The organism is Bradyrhizobium sp. LA2.1 (genome assembly GCF_040547725.1).
GTDB lineage: Bacteria > Pseudomonadota > Alphaproteobacteria > Rhizobiales > Xanthobacteraceae > Bradyrhizobium > Bradyrhizobium barranii.
On sequence record NZ_JBEPQI010000005.1, the window covers coordinates 455,712 to 470,790 of the forward strand.

At 64.6% G+C, this 15,079-nt stretch carries 18 protein-coding genes; 9 read left to right on the forward strand and 9 right to left on the reverse strand.

Annotated elements, in window-relative coordinates; genetic code table 11:
• Nucleotides 1-119 precede the first annotated feature (119 nt).
• Entirely contained in the window at nt 120-971 is an 852-nt protein-coding gene (gene sseA / locus ABIB95_RS12500) for a 3-mercaptopyruvate sulfurtransferase (protein WP_354239656.1), read from the forward strand.
• Between the two features lie 2 nt (nt 972-973).
• Here sseA and ABIB95_RS12505 read toward each other — a convergent pair whose 3' ends face one another.
• Nucleotides 974-1,744, reverse strand: coding sequence for a hypothetical protein (locus ABIB95_RS12505; RefSeq protein ID WP_354239658.1), 771 nt, complete (start codon nt 1,742-1,744; stop codon nt 974-976).
• Between the two features lie 366 nt (nt 1,745-2,110).
• On the opposite strand from ABIB95_RS12505, the gene ABIB95_RS12510 reads away from it, so the two are divergent.
• Entirely contained in the window at nt 2,111-3,307 is a 1,197-nt protein-coding gene (locus ABIB95_RS12510) for a L,D-transpeptidase family protein (protein ID WP_354239660.1), read from the forward strand.
• Nucleotides 3,308-3,363: 56 nt separating this feature from the next.
• On the opposite strand, the gene ABIB95_RS12515 is transcribed toward ABIB95_RS12510, so the two are convergent.
• Both ABIB95_RS12515 and ABIB95_RS12520 read right to left on the reverse strand, forming a co-directional pair.
• Nucleotides 3,364-4,326 carry a D-2-hydroxyacid dehydrogenase family protein gene (locus ABIB95_RS12515; protein ID WP_354239662.1) on the reverse strand — a complete coding sequence of 321 codons (963 nt, stop codon included), beginning with the start codon at nt 4,324-4,326 and terminating at the stop codon, nt 3,364-3,366.
• A gap of 145 nt (nt 4,327-4,471) precedes the next feature.
• Nucleotides 4,472-4,687: a hypothetical protein gene (locus ABIB95_RS12520; RefSeq protein ID WP_028152324.1), complete on the reverse strand. Its 216-nt coding sequence runs from the start codon at nt 4,685-4,687 to the stop codon at nt 4,472-4,474.
• 236 nt (nt 4,688-4,923) lie between these two features.
• Here ABIB95_RS12520 and ettA point away from each other — a divergent pair, with 236 nt between their 5' ends.
• Both ettA and ABIB95_RS12530 read left to right on the forward strand, forming a co-directional pair.
• Nucleotides 4,924-6,573 (forward strand): energy-dependent translational throttle protein EttA, encoded by a 1,650-nt coding sequence (gene ettA, locus ABIB95_RS12525; protein WP_354239664.1) that lies wholly within the window; start codon nt 4,924-4,926, stop codon nt 6,571-6,573.
• 7 nt (nt 6,574-6,580) lie between these two features.
• A complete protein-coding gene (locus tag ABIB95_RS12530) occupies nt 6,581-7,807 on the forward strand; it encodes a lytic murein transglycosylase (RefSeq protein ID WP_354239666.1) in 1,227 nt (408 codons plus the stop codon).
• A gap of 100 nt (nt 7,808-7,907) precedes the next feature.
• On the opposite strand, the gene ABIB95_RS12535 is transcribed toward ABIB95_RS12530, so the two are convergent.
• The gene (locus ABIB95_RS12535) at nt 7,908-8,189 is read right to left on the reverse strand and encodes a hypothetical protein (RefSeq protein WP_071910256.1); all 282 of its coding nucleotides are present in this window, start codon (nt 8,187-8,189) and stop codon (nt 7,908-7,910) included.
• A gap of 211 nt (nt 8,190-8,400) precedes the next feature.
• Nucleotides 8,401-8,727, reverse strand: a complete 327-nt coding sequence (locus ABIB95_RS12540; protein ID WP_063981473.1) for a hypothetical protein — start codon at nt 8,725-8,727, stop codon at nt 8,401-8,403.
• Between the two features lie 135 nt (nt 8,728-8,862).
• On the opposite strand from ABIB95_RS12540, the gene ABIB95_RS12545 reads away from it, so the two are divergent.
• From ABIB95_RS12545 to bfr, 3 genes are all read left to right on the forward strand, one after another.
• Nucleotides 8,863-9,159, forward strand: coding sequence for a hypothetical protein (locus tag ABIB95_RS12545; protein ID WP_354239745.1), 297 nt, complete (start codon nt 8,863-8,865; stop codon nt 9,157-9,159).
• Between the two features lie 161 nt (nt 9,160-9,320).
• On the forward strand, nt 9,321-9,593 hold the full coding sequence (locus tag ABIB95_RS12550) for a (2Fe-2S)-binding protein (RefSeq protein WP_063981474.1): 273 nt from the start codon (nt 9,321-9,323) through the stop codon (nt 9,591-9,593).
• 131 nt (nt 9,594-9,724) lie between these two features.
• A complete protein-coding gene (gene bfr, locus ABIB95_RS12555; protein WP_014492874.1) occupies nt 9,725-10,213 on the forward strand; it encodes a bacterioferritin in 489 nt (162 codons plus the stop codon).
• Between the two features lie 172 nt (nt 10,214-10,385).
• On the opposite strand, the gene ABIB95_RS12560 is transcribed toward bfr, so the two are convergent.
• Nucleotides 10,386-10,988 carry a pyridoxamine 5'-phosphate oxidase family protein gene (locus ABIB95_RS12560; RefSeq protein ID WP_354239668.1) on the reverse strand — a complete coding sequence of 201 codons (603 nt, stop codon included), beginning with the start codon at nt 10,986-10,988 and terminating at the stop codon, nt 10,386-10,388.
• Nucleotides 10,989-11,157: 169 nt separating this feature from the next.
• On the opposite strand from ABIB95_RS12560, the gene ABIB95_RS12565 reads away from it, so the two are divergent.
• Together ABIB95_RS12565 and ABIB95_RS12570 are read left to right on the forward strand one after the other, a co-directional pair.
• Nucleotides 11,158-12,594: a S8 family peptidase gene (locus ABIB95_RS12565; protein WP_354239670.1), complete on the forward strand. Its 1,437-nt coding sequence runs from the start codon at nt 11,158-11,160 to the stop codon at nt 12,592-12,594.
• 45 nt (nt 12,595-12,639) lie between these two features.
• A complete protein-coding gene (locus ABIB95_RS12570; RefSeq protein ID WP_208088360.1) occupies nt 12,640-12,882 on the forward strand; it encodes a hypothetical protein in 243 nt (80 codons plus the stop codon).
• Between the two features lie 5 nt (nt 12,883-12,887).
• On the opposite strand, the gene ABIB95_RS12575 is transcribed toward ABIB95_RS12570, so the two are convergent.
• The 3 genes from ABIB95_RS12575 to ABIB95_RS12585 form a co-directional block, all read right to left on the reverse strand.
• Nucleotides 12,888-13,241 (reverse strand): hypothetical protein, encoded by a 354-nt coding sequence (locus ABIB95_RS12575; RefSeq protein WP_354239672.1) that lies wholly within the window; start codon nt 13,239-13,241, stop codon nt 12,888-12,890.
• Nucleotides 13,242-13,438: 197 nt separating this feature from the next.
• A complete protein-coding gene (locus ABIB95_RS12580; RefSeq protein WP_354239674.1) occupies nt 13,439-13,780 on the reverse strand; it encodes an MmcQ/YjbR family DNA-binding protein in 342 nt (113 codons plus the stop codon).
• Nucleotides 13,781-13,798: 18 nt separating this feature from the next.
• Nucleotides 13,799-14,860: an alpha/beta fold hydrolase gene (locus tag ABIB95_RS12585; protein ID WP_354239676.1), complete on the reverse strand. Its 1,062-nt coding sequence runs from the start codon at nt 14,858-14,860 to the stop codon at nt 13,799-13,801.
• Nucleotides 14,861-15,079 lie beyond the last annotated feature (219 nt).

Sequence of the window (15,079 nt, forward strand, 5' to 3'; positions counted from 1 at the left end):
CAGCTTCTCGACTCAATCACAACCGCCTCTGGAATACTGGATCGCCCGGTCAAGCCGGGCGATGACAGCGGAGTTTGATGCGCATTGCTTCAACTTCGGAATGACAAGAAAGACCTCGCATGACCCCCACCGACCCCCTCGTCTCCACCGAATGGCTCGCCGCCCACATTGGCGACGCCAACGTCAAGATCCTCGACGCCAGCTTCAAGCTGCCGGGCGTGCTGCCGCTGCCGAAGGACGATTATCTCGCCGCGCATCTGCCGGGCGCCGTGTTCTTCGACGTCGATGCGGTGTCGGATCATTCCAACCCGCTGCCGCACATGTATCCGAGCGCCGAGCAGTTCGGCCGTGACGCAGGCCAACTCGGCATCTCCGATGCCGACACCGTCGTCCTCTACGATGCCGGCGGATGGGTCGCTGCTCCCCGCGCCTGGTGGATGTTCCTGGCCTTCGGCCACAGCAATGTACGCATTCTCAATGGCGGGCTGAAGAAGTGGCGCGCCGAGGGGCGTCCGGTCGAGAGCGGCGAGGTGAAGCCGAAGCCCGCGACGTTTAGGGCGAGCTACGATTCAAAACGCGTGCGCAGCATGCAGCAGCTGATCGCCAACGTCGAAAGCAGCAAGGAGCAGGTGATCGACGCACGCGCCGCCGACCGCTTCGAGGGCGCGCCCGAGCCGCGCGCGGGCATCCGCTCCGGCCACATCCCCGGCGCCCGCAACGTGCCCTACAATCAGCTGTTCGATGCCGCGACCGGCGAGATGAAGCCGCTCGAGGATCTGCGCGCCGCCTTCGCGAACGCCGGCGTCAGGCTCGATGCGCCGATCGTGACGAGCTGCGGTTCGGGCGTGTCCGCCGGCGTGTTGACGCTCGCACTCTATCGCCTCGGCATCACCGACACCGCGCTCTATGACGGCTCGTGGTCGGAGTGGGGCCAGGCCGGCGGCCCGCCGGTCGCGACCGGGCCGGCGTAGCCTTACTGGCGCGTGCGCGTGGCCGTTGTCGCCAGCATCTGCTGCTGGCCGAACGGATCATAGCTCTGCCGCAACTGCTGAGGCGGAGGACGCTGCACCATGCGGTGCCGCTTCTTCGCCTTCGCCTGGCGCTTGGTCGCCTTGCTGTCCGGGGCGCTGCTGTCCGCCTTCGCGTCTCCCTTGGCCTTCGCGGGTGCATCCTTCAAGGTCGGCGCCGCCGGATCGTTCAGCGCGGCCACCTTGGCCGGGGCAATGTCGGGCACCGGGGAGGCGAGGGCCGCACCGAGATCGGCCGGCGCCGGTTCGCTGGCGGTCACGGCAGGCGTGGCCTCGGGGATCGATGCCGTTGTGTCGGCCGGGGTGAGTGTGTCGGCAGGAGCCGGCGCGATGGCTTCCGTCGTGGCCTCGGCCTGCACCGGCTCGGCGACCGGAGGCGCGGCCTCGGTGACCTGCGGCGGCACGTCGGGCTCGGTCGTCAGGGCGGCCACCTGTTCGGGCTCGTTCGCCGGCAAGCCGATGGTCGGCACCCGGTCGCGCAGCGATGGCGTGGGCTCGGCGGCCGCCTCAGGCTCGGCGCGGAGCGCCGCGAGCACCGGCTGGGCCGGCTCGGAAACCTGCGCAAACACCTTCTCCTGTGGGCCGTTCCGCCAGGAGGGGTTGCTGACATACTGCTCGTGGGTGGCCCGCAGCAGCGCGGCGGCACCTAGGCCGAACACCAGGATGGAGGTTGACAGCAGGATCGCGGCAAACAGGAAGCGAAAGCCGGGAAGCATCGGACGGGTTACGAATTTCCGCCCCGGCGGGTGGCGGCCGGGACCCAAGAGCCATCTGAACGCGGTGACGGTACTGATTGCCGTTCGCCACGCCGGGATGGAAGCTCAAAGCGGAGGCGAATCAGGCTGATTCGAACATATCGCAACGCCTCCGCGCCGTTCCCTTAAATTCGGGGCCGGAGACTCCGGCAATCTGCGGCCGGATGCGATTTCCGCCCCCTGATGCAACGAGGCAACTGTGTGTGCCTGCATCACAAATCGCTAACTCAGGCACAAATCGGCCTGTAATGTCTTGAATGTGCCGCTATCTTCGGTCATCTGGCCGTTAACGGTCCGGATGGGCTCGGGGACTATACAAGAGCGATGATGATCAAACATTTTCTGACGATATGCGCTGCCGCAACAGTCGCTGCGGCGGGAACCTCGCTCGCACAGGCTCAGAGCTATCCGGTCCAGCAGGCGCCGAGCTATGGCGCTCCGGCCGAATATCGCCCCGGCGACCGCACGCCGAATTTCGACTCGCTGGACGACGAAGACGACGCGATGCCGCAGGCGTCGCTGCCGCCGCCCGGTCCGGCCGACGATCCGCGTTACGGCCGCCCGGCTGGCCCTCCGCCGGTCTATTCCGCCGCCCCGCCGCAGGGGCCGGTGATGTCGCCCGATGATCCGCGCTATGGCCGTCCGGCTGGCGCTCCGCCGGTCTATTCGACGGCGCCGCCGCAGGGCCCCGTGATGTCGCCCGACGATCCCCGCTACGGCCGCCCCGCCGGCCCGCCCGCGGTGATCTATGCCGATCGTCCGGGTCAGGCACCCGGCAGGGACGGCCTGCGTCCGCCGGAGGCCGTTGGCGGCCCCGCCGCGACCGGAACGGTTCAGTCCGGCCAGCCGCCCCTGGGCAACGATGGCCGGCCGATGGCGATCGCTTCGCTGCCGCCCGAGGAGCAGCCCGACGCTGCTCCCGCGCAGTTGTCGCCGAACCTGCGCCGTCAGGAAGTCTCGCTGGCGACCAAGGAGCCGGCTGGAACGCTCATCGTCGATACCCCGAACACCTACCTCTATTACGTGCTCGGAGGCGGCCGTGCGATCCGCTACGGCGTCCGCGTCGGCCGCGATGGCTTCACCTGGACCGGCGTGCAGAAGATCACCCGCAAGGCCGAGTGGCCGGATTGGCATCCGCCGACCGAGATGATCGAGCGTCAGCCCTATCTTCCGCGCTTCATGGCCGGCGGCCCCGGCAATCCGCTCGGCGCACGAGCGATGTATCTCGGCTCGACCGTCTACCGCATCCACGGCACCAACCAGCCTTCGACGATCGGCAAGTTCGTGTCGTCGGGCTGCATCGGCATGCTGAACGAGGACGTCTCCGACCTGTTCGACCGCGTCAAGGTCGGCACCCGCGTGGTGGTGATGCCGGGTGGCCCGCCGCCGGGAACGGCGACCGCCTCCGCTGCGCCTACGTCGGGCGCTGCCGGTCCGGCTCCGATGGCTGCCCAGGCCGGCCCCGTCCCGGGCACCCAGCCGACGGTGGTGCCGCCGCTGCCCGCGCCGGTCACCGTGCGCTAAGCGCTTCGAAACAGCTCAAATCGCGAAGGGCGTGCCGTCGGCACGCCCTTTTCGTTTCAGGCCAGCTTGCGCGGCAGCTCGCGACCCCCGGTGAAGGCGTCGATCGCCTCGACCATCTGCCCGTAATGGATGCGCAAGCCGTCCTCGGTGGCGTAGCCGAGATGCGGCGTCAGCACGAGATTGTCGAGCTTGCGGAAGGGATGGTCGACCGGCAGCGGCTCGACCGAGAACACGTCGATGCCGGCGCCCGCGATTTTCCGCTGCTGCAAGGCCTCCAGCAGCGCCTGCTCGTCCACGATCGGACCGCGCGCGGTGTTGACGAGGAAGGCCGTCGGCTTCATGCGCGCGAGATCGGCAGCTCCGACCAGTCCGCGCGAACGATCGCTCAGCACCACATGGATGGTGATGATATCGGCCTTGGCGAACAGCTCCTCCTTGGTGGCGTAGCCGACGCCGGCCGCCGCGCATTTCTCCGGCGTGAGGTTCGGGCTCCAGGCGATCACGTTCATGCCGAATGCTTTCGCGATGCCCGCCATCTTGCTGCCGAGCTTGCCGAGCCCGACGACGCCCAGCGTCAGTCCCTCGATCTCGACACCGGCAAAGGTCTGCCAGGGCTCGCCGGCATGCATGCGCGCATTCTCGCGGCCGATGCCGCGGGTCAGTTCGAGGATCAGGCCCATGGTCAGCGGCGCGGTCGGATCGCGGGAGTATTGCGTGCCGCCGATGGCAACGCCTTGCGCCTTCGCAGCCTCCATGTCGATCGAGGCGTTGCGCATGCCGGAGGTCAAAAGCAGCTTCAGCTTCGGCAGCGACGCGAACAGGCTCTTGGGGAACGCCGTGCGCTCGCGCATCGCGCAGATGATCTCGAAATCGGCCAGCGCGCTCGCCGCGGCCTGCTCCGAGGCAAAGGGATGGCTGAACACGGTGACGTCGACGCGGTCGGACAGTTTTTGCCAGTCGGCGACGTCGAGGGCGAGGTTGAAATAGTCGTCGAGAATTGCACAGCGCAGCCGCGTCATCAGCTTTCATCCATGGCGAGAGGTGACGGCGCCAGGCGGGGAGCGCCATCGTCGGAACCTGGCCATGGTTGCGCGCAATCACGCCTGCGCGCAAGCAGCTGACGTGTTCAAAAATCCGATAGGAGATCCGATAGGAGAGAAGGGCTCAGAGGTCGCGGGGCTTGAGGCGGAACGGCGTATCCATGCCGTGCTTGGCGCGCCAGGCGGGGCCGGGCCCACGCATGTAGTGCAGCTCGGGGCGGTAAGGGTTGAAAGCGGTGGCGAAGAAACGCTTCCAGAAGCCCTTGATCTCCGTGACGAGTCCGGAAGCGCTACCGGCTCGTGCCGGAACGGCGATGGAATTGGTCTCGATCAGAGCCATGATGTGGCCTCGCTGTTCTCCCCGTCGCTTCTGCCGCGGGTGGCGTCTTTTTCGGCGCCATGACGAGCTTTGGCCCACTTTATTAAAAAATGGTTTCAATTGTCCGGATCGGCGGCCGGATGGTGTCCATTCCGTATTGATCCGTGGTGAACGGAGGGAAAACATTGCCCTTTGGGGGCGGGATCGTTACATCGGCGGCAAGCAAATTTCCTCAAATCGAAGGTTTCACGGGACCGATGGCGCGCCAGTTCATCTATTTCATGCAGGGCCTGACCAAGAGCTACCCGACCCGGAAGGTGCTCGATAACATTCATCTGTCGTTCTACCCGGACGCCAAGATCGGCGTGCTCGGCGTCAACGGCTCGGGCAAGTCGACGCTGCTCAAGATCATGGCCGGCCTCGACAAGGAGTATAACGGCGAGGCCTGGGTCGCCCAGGGCGCCCGCGTCGGCTATCTCGAGCAGGAACCGCATCTCGATCCGGCGCTCTCCGCGCGCGAGAACGTCATGCTGGGTGTCGCCAAGCAGAAGGCCATCCTCGATCGCTACAACGAGCTGGCGATGAACTATTCGGAAGAAACCGCCGACGAGATGACCAAGCTGCAGGACGAGATCGAGGCCCAGGGCCTCTGGGATCTCGACAGCAAGGTCGACCAGGCGATGGACGCGCTGCGCTGCCCGCCCGACGATGCCGATGTGACGAAACTCTCGGGCGGTGAGCGCCGCCGCGTCGCGCTGTGCAAACTGCTGCTCGACCAGCCCGAATTGTTGCTGCTCGACGAACCGACCAACCACCTCGACGCCGAGTCGGTGTCGTGGCTGGAAGGTCATCTGCGCAACTATCCCGGCGCGATCCTGATCGTCACCCACGACCGCTACTTCCTCGACAACGTCACGAGCTGGATTCTCGAGCTCGACCGCGGCAAGGGCATTCCCTACGAGGGCAACTACTCGTCCTGGCTGGTGCAGAAGCAGAAGCGGCTCGAGCAGGAAGGCCGTGAAGACGCCGCGCATCAGAAGACGATTGCCCGCGAGCAGGAATGGGTCGCGTCCTCGCCGAAGGCGCGCCAGGCCAAATCCAAGGCGCGCTACCAGCGCTACGAGGATCTGCTCAAGCAGGCGAGCGAGAAGCAGACCCAGACCGCGCAGATCATCATCCCAGTTGCCGAGCGGCTCGGCGCCAACGTCGTCGATTTCGAAACGCTCAGCAAAGGCTATGGCGATCGCCTGCTGATCGACGATCTTACCTTCAAGCTGCCCCCAGGCGGCATCGTCGGCGTGATCGGCGCCAACGGCGCCGGCAAGACCACGCTGTTCAAGATGATCACCAAGCAGGAAACGCCAGACAAGGGCACCATCACGGTCGGCGAGACCGTGCATCTCGGTTATGTCGACCAGTCACGCGACGCGCTCGACGGCAACAAGAACGTGTGGGAGGAGATTTCCGGCGGCAACGAGCTGATCCTGCTCGGCAAGAAGGAAGTGAACTCGCGCGGCTATTGCTCGTCGTTCAACTTCAAGGGCGCCGACCAGCAGAAGAAGGTCGGTGCGCTCTCCGGCGGTGAGCGCAACCGCGTGCATCTCGCCAAGATGCTGAAGTCCGGCGCCAACGTCCTGCTGCTCGACGAACCGACCAACGATCTCGACGTCGACACGCTGCGCGCGCTCGAAGAGGCGCTGGAGGATTTTGCCGGCTGCGCCGTCATCATCAGCCATGACCGCTGGTTCCTCGACCGCATCGCGACCCACATCCTGGCCTTCGAAGGCGAGAGCCACGTCGAATGGTTCGAAGGCAACTTCCAGGACTACGAGAAGGACAAGATGCGCCGTCTCGGCCAGGACAGCATCATTCCGCACCGCGTGATGTACAAGAAGCTGACGCGGTGATGAGGGCATGATGCGGCGGGCGCTCATAGCTGCGGTGATCGCTATCATCTGCGGCCTGTCGCCCGCCCGCGCTGCCGACGCCGCCTTCACGCAGTTCATCGCCTCGCTCTGGCCGGAGGCGCAGGCCGCCGGCGTGTCGCGCGCGACATTCGATGAGCAGACGCGCGGGCTCGAGCCTGATTACAAGCTGCCCGACCTGATCCTGCCCGGGCGGCCCGCGACCGGCGCACCGTCGCAGGCCGAGTTCGTGCAGGTGCCGGCCGACTACGTCAAGGAAGCCTCGATCGCACGGCTTGCGGGCGAGGGGCAGCGGCTGCTGCAAAAATATCATCCGGCGCTGACCGAGATCGAGAAGAAATCCGGCGTGCCGGCCACCATCATGCTCGCGATCTGGGGCCGCGAGACCGATTACGGCCGCTACATGCTGCCTTACGACCTCGTGCGCGTGCTGGCGACGCAGGCCTATGTCGGGCGTCGCAAGGATACCTATCGCAACGAGTTCATCCTCTCGCTGAAGATCCTCGGCGAGGGCGTGGTGACGCGCAAGGACATGCGCTCGTCCTGGGCGGGCGCCACCGGACTCACGCAATTCCTGCCGTCCGAATATTACAAGCACGGTGTCGACTTCGACGGCGACGGCCGCATCGACATCTGGCATTCGGTGCCGGATGCACTGGCCTCGGCCGCGCAACAGCTCGTCAACAAGGGCTGGCAGAGCGGCGTGCGCTGGGCTTACGAGGTGCAGGCGCCGGCCAAGGTCGATTGCACCAGCGGCGTGCCCGAGGTGACGAAGCCGATCGGCCAGTGGCTGCGCGAAGGTTTTGTGCCGGTGCGTGGCGAGAAGCTGAGCGCTGCCGAGCAGGCGCAGCCGGCCTCGCTGCTGCAGCCGGAAGGCATTTACGGCCCGTCGTTCCTGACGACGAAGAACTACTTCGTCATCAAGGAGTACAATTTCTCCGACCTCTACGTGCTGTTCGTCGGCCATCTCGGCGACCGCATGACGCGCCCGCTGCCGTTCGCGACACAATGGGCGGCCTCCAAGCAGTTGCGCACCAAGGACGTCGAGACCATGCAGCGCGGGCTCACGCGCGTCGGGCTCTACAAGGACAAGATCGACGGCAAGGCCGGGATGCAGACGCGCGCGGCGCTCGGCGCCTACCAGAAGTCGGCAGGCATCAAGGTCGATTGCTGGCCGAGCGAAGAGGTGCTGCGCTCGATCCAGGCGGCGCGGTAACGGGCTCAACTCTTCACCAAAGAAAAAAGCCCGGCCGAGGTGCTCGGCCGGGCTTCGATCGCGGCGCGGATGCGCCATGCGATCGGATCTTGCGATCAGATCAGTAGCAAACGCGAACCGGGCGGACGACCCAGCCGTAACCGTCCCAATAGCGCTGGCGCTGCCAGTAGCAGGGCGCGGGCGGCGGGGGCTCGGCAATGTAGACCGGTCCGCCATAGGCGGGACGGCTCGACGCGATGGCGCCGCCGACGATGGCGCCACCGATCAGGCCGGCTGCGATGCCGGCGCCGACGCCGTCATGGGCCTTCGCGGACGGAGTGGCGGTCACCAGCGAACCGGCGATCGTCGCAACCGTGAGGGCGGCAACAAAAGTCTTCTTCATGCTCTTGGCTCTCCTGGGAGATGGACGTCCCTTGTTAGGAGCGCCCGGGTTTCAAAGGTTCACGCACACTCTGATGAAATCGACCGTGCAGCTAGGAAGCGCGCAATTGGTCAATCCACGGTAAACGCGCACGGAGCTGTGACGAGAAAAAGCGGTCTTTTTCAGGCCCGGAGATGAACGGCGCGTCCGTAATGAACCGGTTCAGCGCGCCTCAGCCACAGACTCTGACGCGGCGGGTGCGCCAGGCGTAGCCATCCCAGAAGCGCTGCCGCTGCCAGACGCAGCCGTCGCCGTAATAGTCGTCGGCGACATAGCCGGGACCCGGCGCGTAGTAGCGGGGCGGGTAATAACCGGGGCCATAGGAGTAGCCCGGACCGGGTCCGTAATAATACGGAGACGCCAGCGCGCCGCCGACAATGGCGCCACCGATGATCCCGGCGGCCACGCCGGCGGCGACACCACGCTGAGCGTGGGCCGGTGTCCCGGCCGTGAGGGCCAGGGTGGCGACGGCGGCGACCGTCAGTAAGAACTTCTTCATTGGCGTGACCTTTCGCACGAACAGGTGGGAACTCTTTGGGGGGTAAAGTTCCATACTTCGTTTGAATGATCAATGAACGGCACCTTCGCCGAGGGCGACCAATTAATGGATCGCAGGTCCGCGAGGGAGACGACGATGGGCAACGCGATGATGAATACTCTGATCGCTGCCGGGGTCATTTTCGCGATCGGCTATGGCTGGTTCGCCCATCTCCAGAACCGCGGACGGCGCTCGCGCGCGGGGGCCGGCAGTGACGGAAGGAGTAGCGGCGACGGCTATTCAGGGGCCAGCGACGGCTTCTCGCTGGGGAGTTGGTTTTCCAGCGACAGCTCGGGGAGCTCGAGCGACAGCTGTTCCAGCAGCGATAGCGGTAGCAGTGGCGGGGATTGTGGAGGTGGCGGCGATGGTGGTGGAGGCGGTGGCGGTGACTAGGTCCGCCAAGATCTTGATCCAGCGCAACTCCCTATTTTAGAGCCGTTCTAGGCTGTTTCCGGGCTAGTTTGGAATAGCTTCAAATACCGGTTTTTCCCTTTGCATCCGGACGGCCCCTTAAATATCGATGATGACGCATCACCGAAGGGCCTGCCGCTTCCATGATCGTTTGTTCCTGTAACGTGCTGAGCGATGACGACATCCGCGCCGCGGTCGCCGAGTCCGACGACGCCGTACGTCATGCCAAGCAGGTCTATGGATGCCTCGGCTGTAGCGCCGAATGCGGCCGCTGCGCCCGTACCATCAAGACCATCATCGACGAAACGCTTGGCCCCTGCGCCAAGTCCTGCTGCTCGGGCTGCCCGCACAGCCACACCGTGGCCGCCAATGACGAGACGGCGGAACTCCCTCGGTTCGCCCTCGCGGCCTGCTGAAAACTTCCGCAATTTCGACTGAGCTTTTCCCCGGCTGCGTCCCCGTGGCCGGTTGCTCTCGTCCTTAAACTGATTTAGAAGCGTTCTAAAGTCGGTTAGGGCCGATTTGGACGCAAGATTTGGAGTGCATCATGCAGGGCGACGCAAAAGTCATCGACTATCTCAACAAGGCGCTGCGCCACGAGCTGACTGCAATCAACCAATACTGGCTGCACTACCGCTTCCTCGACAATTGGGGCTTGCGGGATATGGCCAAGGTCTGGCGCAAGGAGTCCATCGAGGAGATGGAGCACGCCGACAAGCTCACCGAGCGGATCCTGTTCTTCGACGGCTTCCCGAACATGCAGGTGCTCGACCCCCTGCGCATCGGCCAGAACGTCAAGGAGATCATCGAGTGCGATCTCGCCGCCGAGATGAGTGCGCGGGCGCTCTACCAGGAGGCCGCCGGCTATTGCAACGGCGCCAAGGACTACGTCACCCGTGACCTGTTCGAGAAGCTGATGAGCGACGAGGAACATCACATCGATTTCCTCGAAACCCAGCTCGACCTGATCGGCCGCATCGGCCTCGAACTCTACACGCAGAAGCACGTCGGCGGGCTCGAGGGCGAGGGGCACTAAGCTCCGGCACCGGCTCTCTCCTTCGTCATGGCCGGGCTTGTCCCGGCCATCCACGTTTGGCCGCGCGACGAAGACGTGGATGCCCGGGCCTTCGCTTCGCCGAAGCGACTTCGGCCGCGCAGGCGGGACTAGCCCGGGCATGACGGTTCTTTTGAGCGGCGAACGCTCTCACCTACAACTGCGTCTTGTAGCGCTCTTCCACGATCTCCTGGCTCTCCGGCTCCCCCAGGCCCGTCTGGTCGTGAATGACCTGGCCGATGCTGGGCATCACCGAGCGCTGCACCTTCTCGGGTGACCACAGCTTCGAGCGCATCAGCGCCTTGCCGCAGTGGAAATAGACTTCGCTGACCGCGACGTTCAGGACCGCGCGCGGCGGCTTGCCGAATTCCACCATCGATGCGAGCAGGTCCGGATCGGCCGAGAGCGTGCCGCGTCCGTCGACGCGCAGCGTCTCGTCGATGCCGGGGACGAAGAACAGCAGATGCACGAAGCCCGAGCCTTCGACGACGTTGCGAAAACTGTCGATCCGGTTGTTGCCGGCACGGTCGGGCATCAGCACCTGGTTGGGGCCGGCGACATGGACGAAGCCAACCCCTCCGCCGCGCGGCGATGCATCGACGCTGCCGTCGACGCCTGACGTAGCGAGCACGCAGAACGGCGACATCTCGATGAATTTCTTCGCATGCGCATCGATCGCGGGACGCGCCTTTGCGATCACGCGTGGGCTCGGCTTGGCATAGATGGTGGCGAGGTCTTCGGCGCAGAGATCGGTCACGAAGGTCTCCCTGATTGAGGGCACAGGATAGCATTCTCCGGCTCGACCGCTATCCCCGAAATAGCAGGTGCGGCCCAGTGTAGCCACGGCATGACGCAGGTGGCGTAGACCAGAAATTTCGCTTATAACGGGTGTCGTACTTTGTTGCTTTTCAAGCGAGGAATTCGTCATGGCCCCAACGCAGGCAATGCGGGTGGCGGGCGATCGGCCACGCCGTCGCAAGCATGTCCCGGGACAATTGATCGTTCGGTTGAAGCCGGCCGCTGTCCGGCAGATCGCGGCAGCCTCGCTTCAGGCGACCACGTCACGCGCGCTGATGGCTGCGATGCCCGATGACGTCAGAGGTCCGATCGATTTCCTGCGCGACAATTTCGGGCTTCAGTCGATGAAGCCGCTGTTCGTGGTCGGCGACGATGAGGCACCCGCGCAGCCCCAGGCGATGGCTTTGGCCGCGGTTCATCGCTCGATAGCACGCTCCGCAACGGCGCCGCCGCGGGAGGCGCTGGCCGGATTTCAGATCGTGCAGTTGAAGGACGGGAAGGTAGATGCAGGCGTCCTGAAGCGCCTGCGTGCCTCCAGGGCGGTGGATCTGGTTGAGCCCGTTCCCAACCGGTGGCTCAGTGCCGCCGCCGATCCCATGAAGATCAGGCAGTGGGGGCTTCGCGCCATCAGATGGTTCGATCGACCGCGGCCAGGTGCGGGGCGGGTTCATGTCGCTGTGCTCGACAGCGGTGTCGACGCCGGACATCCCGATCTCGTGGACGCGATCGAGGACTACAGGCACGACGGCAACGGACCGCGTGATTTTCTCGGTCATGGCACCCATGTCAGCGGCACGATCGCGGCCGTGGTCAATAACTCGGTCGGTATCGCAGGCCTGGCCAATTGCCGGCTGCACTGCTGGAAGGTGTTCGACGATCCCAAGCGCGCAGGCGACGACGAGAATTTCAACTTCGATTTCTACAGCAAGGCGCTCGCGGCCGCGCTCGATTCCAACATCAAGGTCATCAACCTCAGCATTGGCGGCGAGGACCATTCAAAGACGGAAGCGACGGCCTTCGCCGAACTGATCGAAGCCGGCGTCGTCATCTCAACCGCGATGGGCAACGAGTTCGAGGACGGCAATCCGAAGGAATACCCGGCGGGCTACGTGGACACGATCGGAGTTGGCGCCGTCGACGAGTCCCATCGGCGCGCTTCGTTCTCCAATACGGGGAAGCACATCAAGCTGGTCGCGCCGGGTGTCAACATCCTGTCGACGGTGCCCCGGGTGAAGGCAAGCTTCGCCGACCATACCAGTTACGATTCCTGGCCCGGGACGTCGATGGCAACACCGCATGTGACGGGCGCCGCTGCGCTCGTCTACATCAACAAGGCAAAATCCAGGGCGTCCGGACTTGCGGTCGCCAGGCGCCTGATCGCGACTGCGACCAAATTGCCGGCGATGCGAGGCAAGGATTTTACGCCGGAATACGGCGCCGGCCTGCTGGATGTTGCCGCTGCGCTTGGCCGCGCGAAACCGGCGAGGAAATCGGGCAGGAAAACTGCCAAGAAAACTGCCAAGAAAACTACAAAGGCGAAGCCGGCGAGAAAGGGACAAAAATAGATTCTGCGCCCTTGATCGGGTGCCGCGAGCGGCTAGCTTTGCATCATGTCCGTGCAATTCAAATTCCACGACCATGTCGATCAGCGCCGGCGGCGCAAGATCATCAAGACGCTCGGCGATGCCGGCTATGCCGCCGAGAGCCTGTTTCCGGGACAGAAGCGGCAAAACCTGGCCGCGATCTTCACCATCGCCGAGGCCGACGCCAAATCCGTTCGTGCCGCGCTCGACGATTTCGGCGATGACATCGAATATGTCGAGGCCTCGCCCAGGCGAGACCTCAAGGCCTGAGTGGCCTACACGGCATCGGCCGGCACGAAGCAACTGATGATGATGACGCCGCGATGGTGGACGTACCACCCAACGGCCTGGCCGACCGGATTGCCGCGATCGCGGATGATGGCGCGCTCGGGCACCTCCATCCACTGTCCCTCGATCGGTACCCAATAGGTGCCGCCTCGCACATCGTAGTCGGTGCGATGGCCGTCGGAGATGTCGCAGCAGGGCACGCCGTTCGGTGCGATCACGCTCTTGAACCAGGCGCGGATGTCGGGCGGCACATGATCGTATTGGCCGTTGTCGAACGCGAACGCGGCGCTCGTCTGCGCCATCGTCGCGGCCAGCCAAACGCACAGCGCGAGCCTGTGCATGCGAACTCCTCCCTGCGTCGCGCGCCGACTGCGCGCGATTGCGTCGCGTTCGATTCGTATCGTTGATGCGATTAAGCCCGAGCTGTCAGCGCAATGCATGCTCAAATAATATGCGGCGCGAGAGGCGCCGCATATGATGCGTTGCGGTATAAGCGGCCAGCCAGACGCACAGTGCGAACCTGCGCGCACGATCGTTCCTATCGCGTATCGAGCGATGCAAGCAGCGATTTCGGCGCGACATTGCGCCATGCCATCTCGAGTGCGCTCCGCAACGTGACCTGATCGATCCTCGCCAGCTTCACATTCGTGCTGCCGCTCCTGCCCCAGGCGCCAGGGACCGGACGAAACATCTCCGGTTCCGCGTCGATGAGCACGGCCTGCTGATCGAGAGTGAGCTTCACCATGCCCCATTTTTCATCGGGATAGCCCAGCGTCGCGAACACGCGCTTGCCGACACGAAAGTCGGCATGGCCGTGATGTGCGCCCTCGATGACGCCGGGAAGCGCGAGCGCAGCCTTGCGAAAGCGAGCGTTCGACATGCTGTCTTGCTGCTCGGCTCACATCGTCCGCTGCGGCGCGGTTTGCAGCAATTGCCTGACCTGCTCGACGTAGAATTTCGCGTTGCCGGTGGTGCCGTGGCCACGCGTCTCGGTGCTCGCGGGGATCAGATACAGCTTGCCGTTCTTGACCCGCTTCATCGCGGCGTCCGTGATGCCGGTCTCCGGCGGGTTGCGCTCGTCGTCGGCGGAGTTGATCAGCAGCAGCGTCGCCTCGATCTGCTCCAGCTTGTCGCCGGCATTGTAGTCTTGCGAGGAGCCCCACTGGTAGAGGAAGTCGTTGGCATCCGCCGTGATCGGCGTCGCCAGCCGCTCGTCGACGATCTTGTCGGCCTTGGCCGCGGTCGGCGCCTGCTGCTGATAGGCGAGTGTGCCGCCGATGCTGGCGATGCCGTAGGCGGTCATAGCGTATTTCATCGTGCGCGGCTGGCTGGTGTAATTGCCGCCATTGTAGTCGGGATCGTTGCGGATGGTGTCGAGCATGATCCGCCGCATCATCCAGTTGCGTGAGGCCATCTCCGTCGGCTGCGAGGCCATCGGCACCAGCGCGTCCATCTCCTGCGGATATTTCTCGCCCCACAGCCAGGTCTGCATGCCGCCCATCGAATTGCCGATCACGAGCCGCAGATGCTTGACGCCGAGGCCTTCCTTCACGAGGCGATGCTGCGCCTCGACCATGTCGTCGTAATTGTACTTCGGGAAGCTCGTCTTCATGCCGTCGGACGGTTTTGACGATTTGCCGTGGCCGATCGCGTCGGGGATGATGATGTAATATTTGGACGCATCGAGCGGCTGTCCCGCACCGAACATCTCGCCGGCGAAGGCCGGCGTGAGCATGCTCGCGCCCGAGCCGCCGGTGCCGTGCAGCACCAGCACGGGCTGGCCAGAGGGCTCGCCGACAGTGGTGTAGTGCAGCTTCAATTCCGGCATGGTCTCGCCGGTGTGCAACTTGAAGTCCTTGGCGATCCAGTCGCCTTGCTTCGGCGCAGGATAATCGGCGGCCATAACCGGCGTTGCGATGGACAGCAGGATGGCCGCTAGCGCTGCGCAAGACGTTTTCATGTTTCTCTCCCCATGCGGCTCATGGTTGGCGGCCGCGTTGGACGCGATCTTATCAGCTGGTCACGGAGGATCGAGACCGGACCCATCATCGCCCCCCGAAAAACATTCCCCGACGGTGCGGCGCGCAAGGAGAATAATTGCGGATCAGATATGGCTGGTCCTGCCTATGACACGGCTGCGCCCGGGATGTAGGATTTCGGCCTCGCCGATCGTCCTCAG

Coding starts and splice junctions, on each gene's coding strand:
- ABIB95_RS12550 (WP_063981474.1), top strand. CDS start 9,321: ATGATCGTTTGTTCCTGTAACGTGCTGAGCGATGACGACATCCGCGCC.
- ABIB95_RS12535 (WP_071910256.1), bottom strand. CDS start 8,189: ATGAAGAAGACTTTTGTTGCCGCCCTCACGGTTGCGACGATCGCCGGT.
- ABIB95_RS12540 (WP_063981473.1), bottom strand. CDS start 8,727: ATGAAGAAGTTCTTACTGACGGTCGCCGCCGTCGCCACCCTGGCCCTC.
- sseA (WP_354239656.1), top strand. CDS start 120: ATGACCCCCACCGACCCCCTCGTCTCCACCGAATGGCTCGCCGCCCAC.
- ABIB95_RS12570 (WP_208088360.1), top strand. CDS start 12,640: ATGTCCGTGCAATTCAAATTCCACGACCATGTCGATCAGCGCCGGCGG.
- ettA (WP_354239664.1), top strand. CDS start 4,924: ATGGCGCGCCAGTTCATCTATTTCATGCAGGGCCTGACCAAGAGCTAC.
- ABIB95_RS12580 (WP_354239674.1), bottom strand. CDS start 13,780: ATGTCGAACGCTCGCTTTCGCAAGGCTGCGCTCGCGCTTCCCGGCGTC.
- ABIB95_RS12575 (WP_354239672.1), bottom strand. CDS start 13,241: ATGCACAGGCTCGCGCTGTGCGTTTGGCTGGCCGCGACGATGGCGCAG.
- ABIB95_RS12565 (WP_354239670.1), top strand. CDS start 11,158: ATGGCCCCAACGCAGGCAATGCGGGTGGCGGGCGATCGGCCACGCCGT.
- bfr (WP_014492874.1), top strand. CDS start 9,725: ATGCAGGGCGACGCAAAAGTCATCGACTATCTCAACAAGGCGCTGCGC.
- ABIB95_RS12585 (WP_354239676.1), bottom strand. CDS start 14,860: ATGAAAACGTCTTGCGCAGCGCTAGCGGCCATCCTGCTGTCCATCGCA.
- ABIB95_RS12515 (WP_354239662.1), bottom strand. CDS start 4,326: ATGACGCGGCTGCGCTGTGCAATTCTCGACGACTATTTCAACCTCGCC.
- ABIB95_RS12505 (WP_354239658.1), bottom strand. CDS start 1,744: ATGCTTCCCGGCTTTCGCTTCCTGTTTGCCGCGATCCTGCTGTCAACC.
- ABIB95_RS12545 (WP_354239745.1), top strand. CDS start 8,863: ATGGGCAACGCGATGATGAATACTCTGATCGCTGCCGGGGTCATTTTC.
- ABIB95_RS12520 (WP_028152324.1), bottom strand. CDS start 4,687: ATGGCTCTGATCGAGACCAATTCCATCGCCGTTCCGGCACGAGCCGGT.
- ABIB95_RS12510 (WP_354239660.1), top strand. CDS start 2,111: ATGATCAAACATTTTCTGACGATATGCGCTGCCGCAACAGTCGCTGCG.
- ABIB95_RS12530 (WP_354239666.1), top strand. CDS start 6,581: ATGATGCGGCGGGCGCTCATAGCTGCGGTGATCGCTATCATCTGCGGC.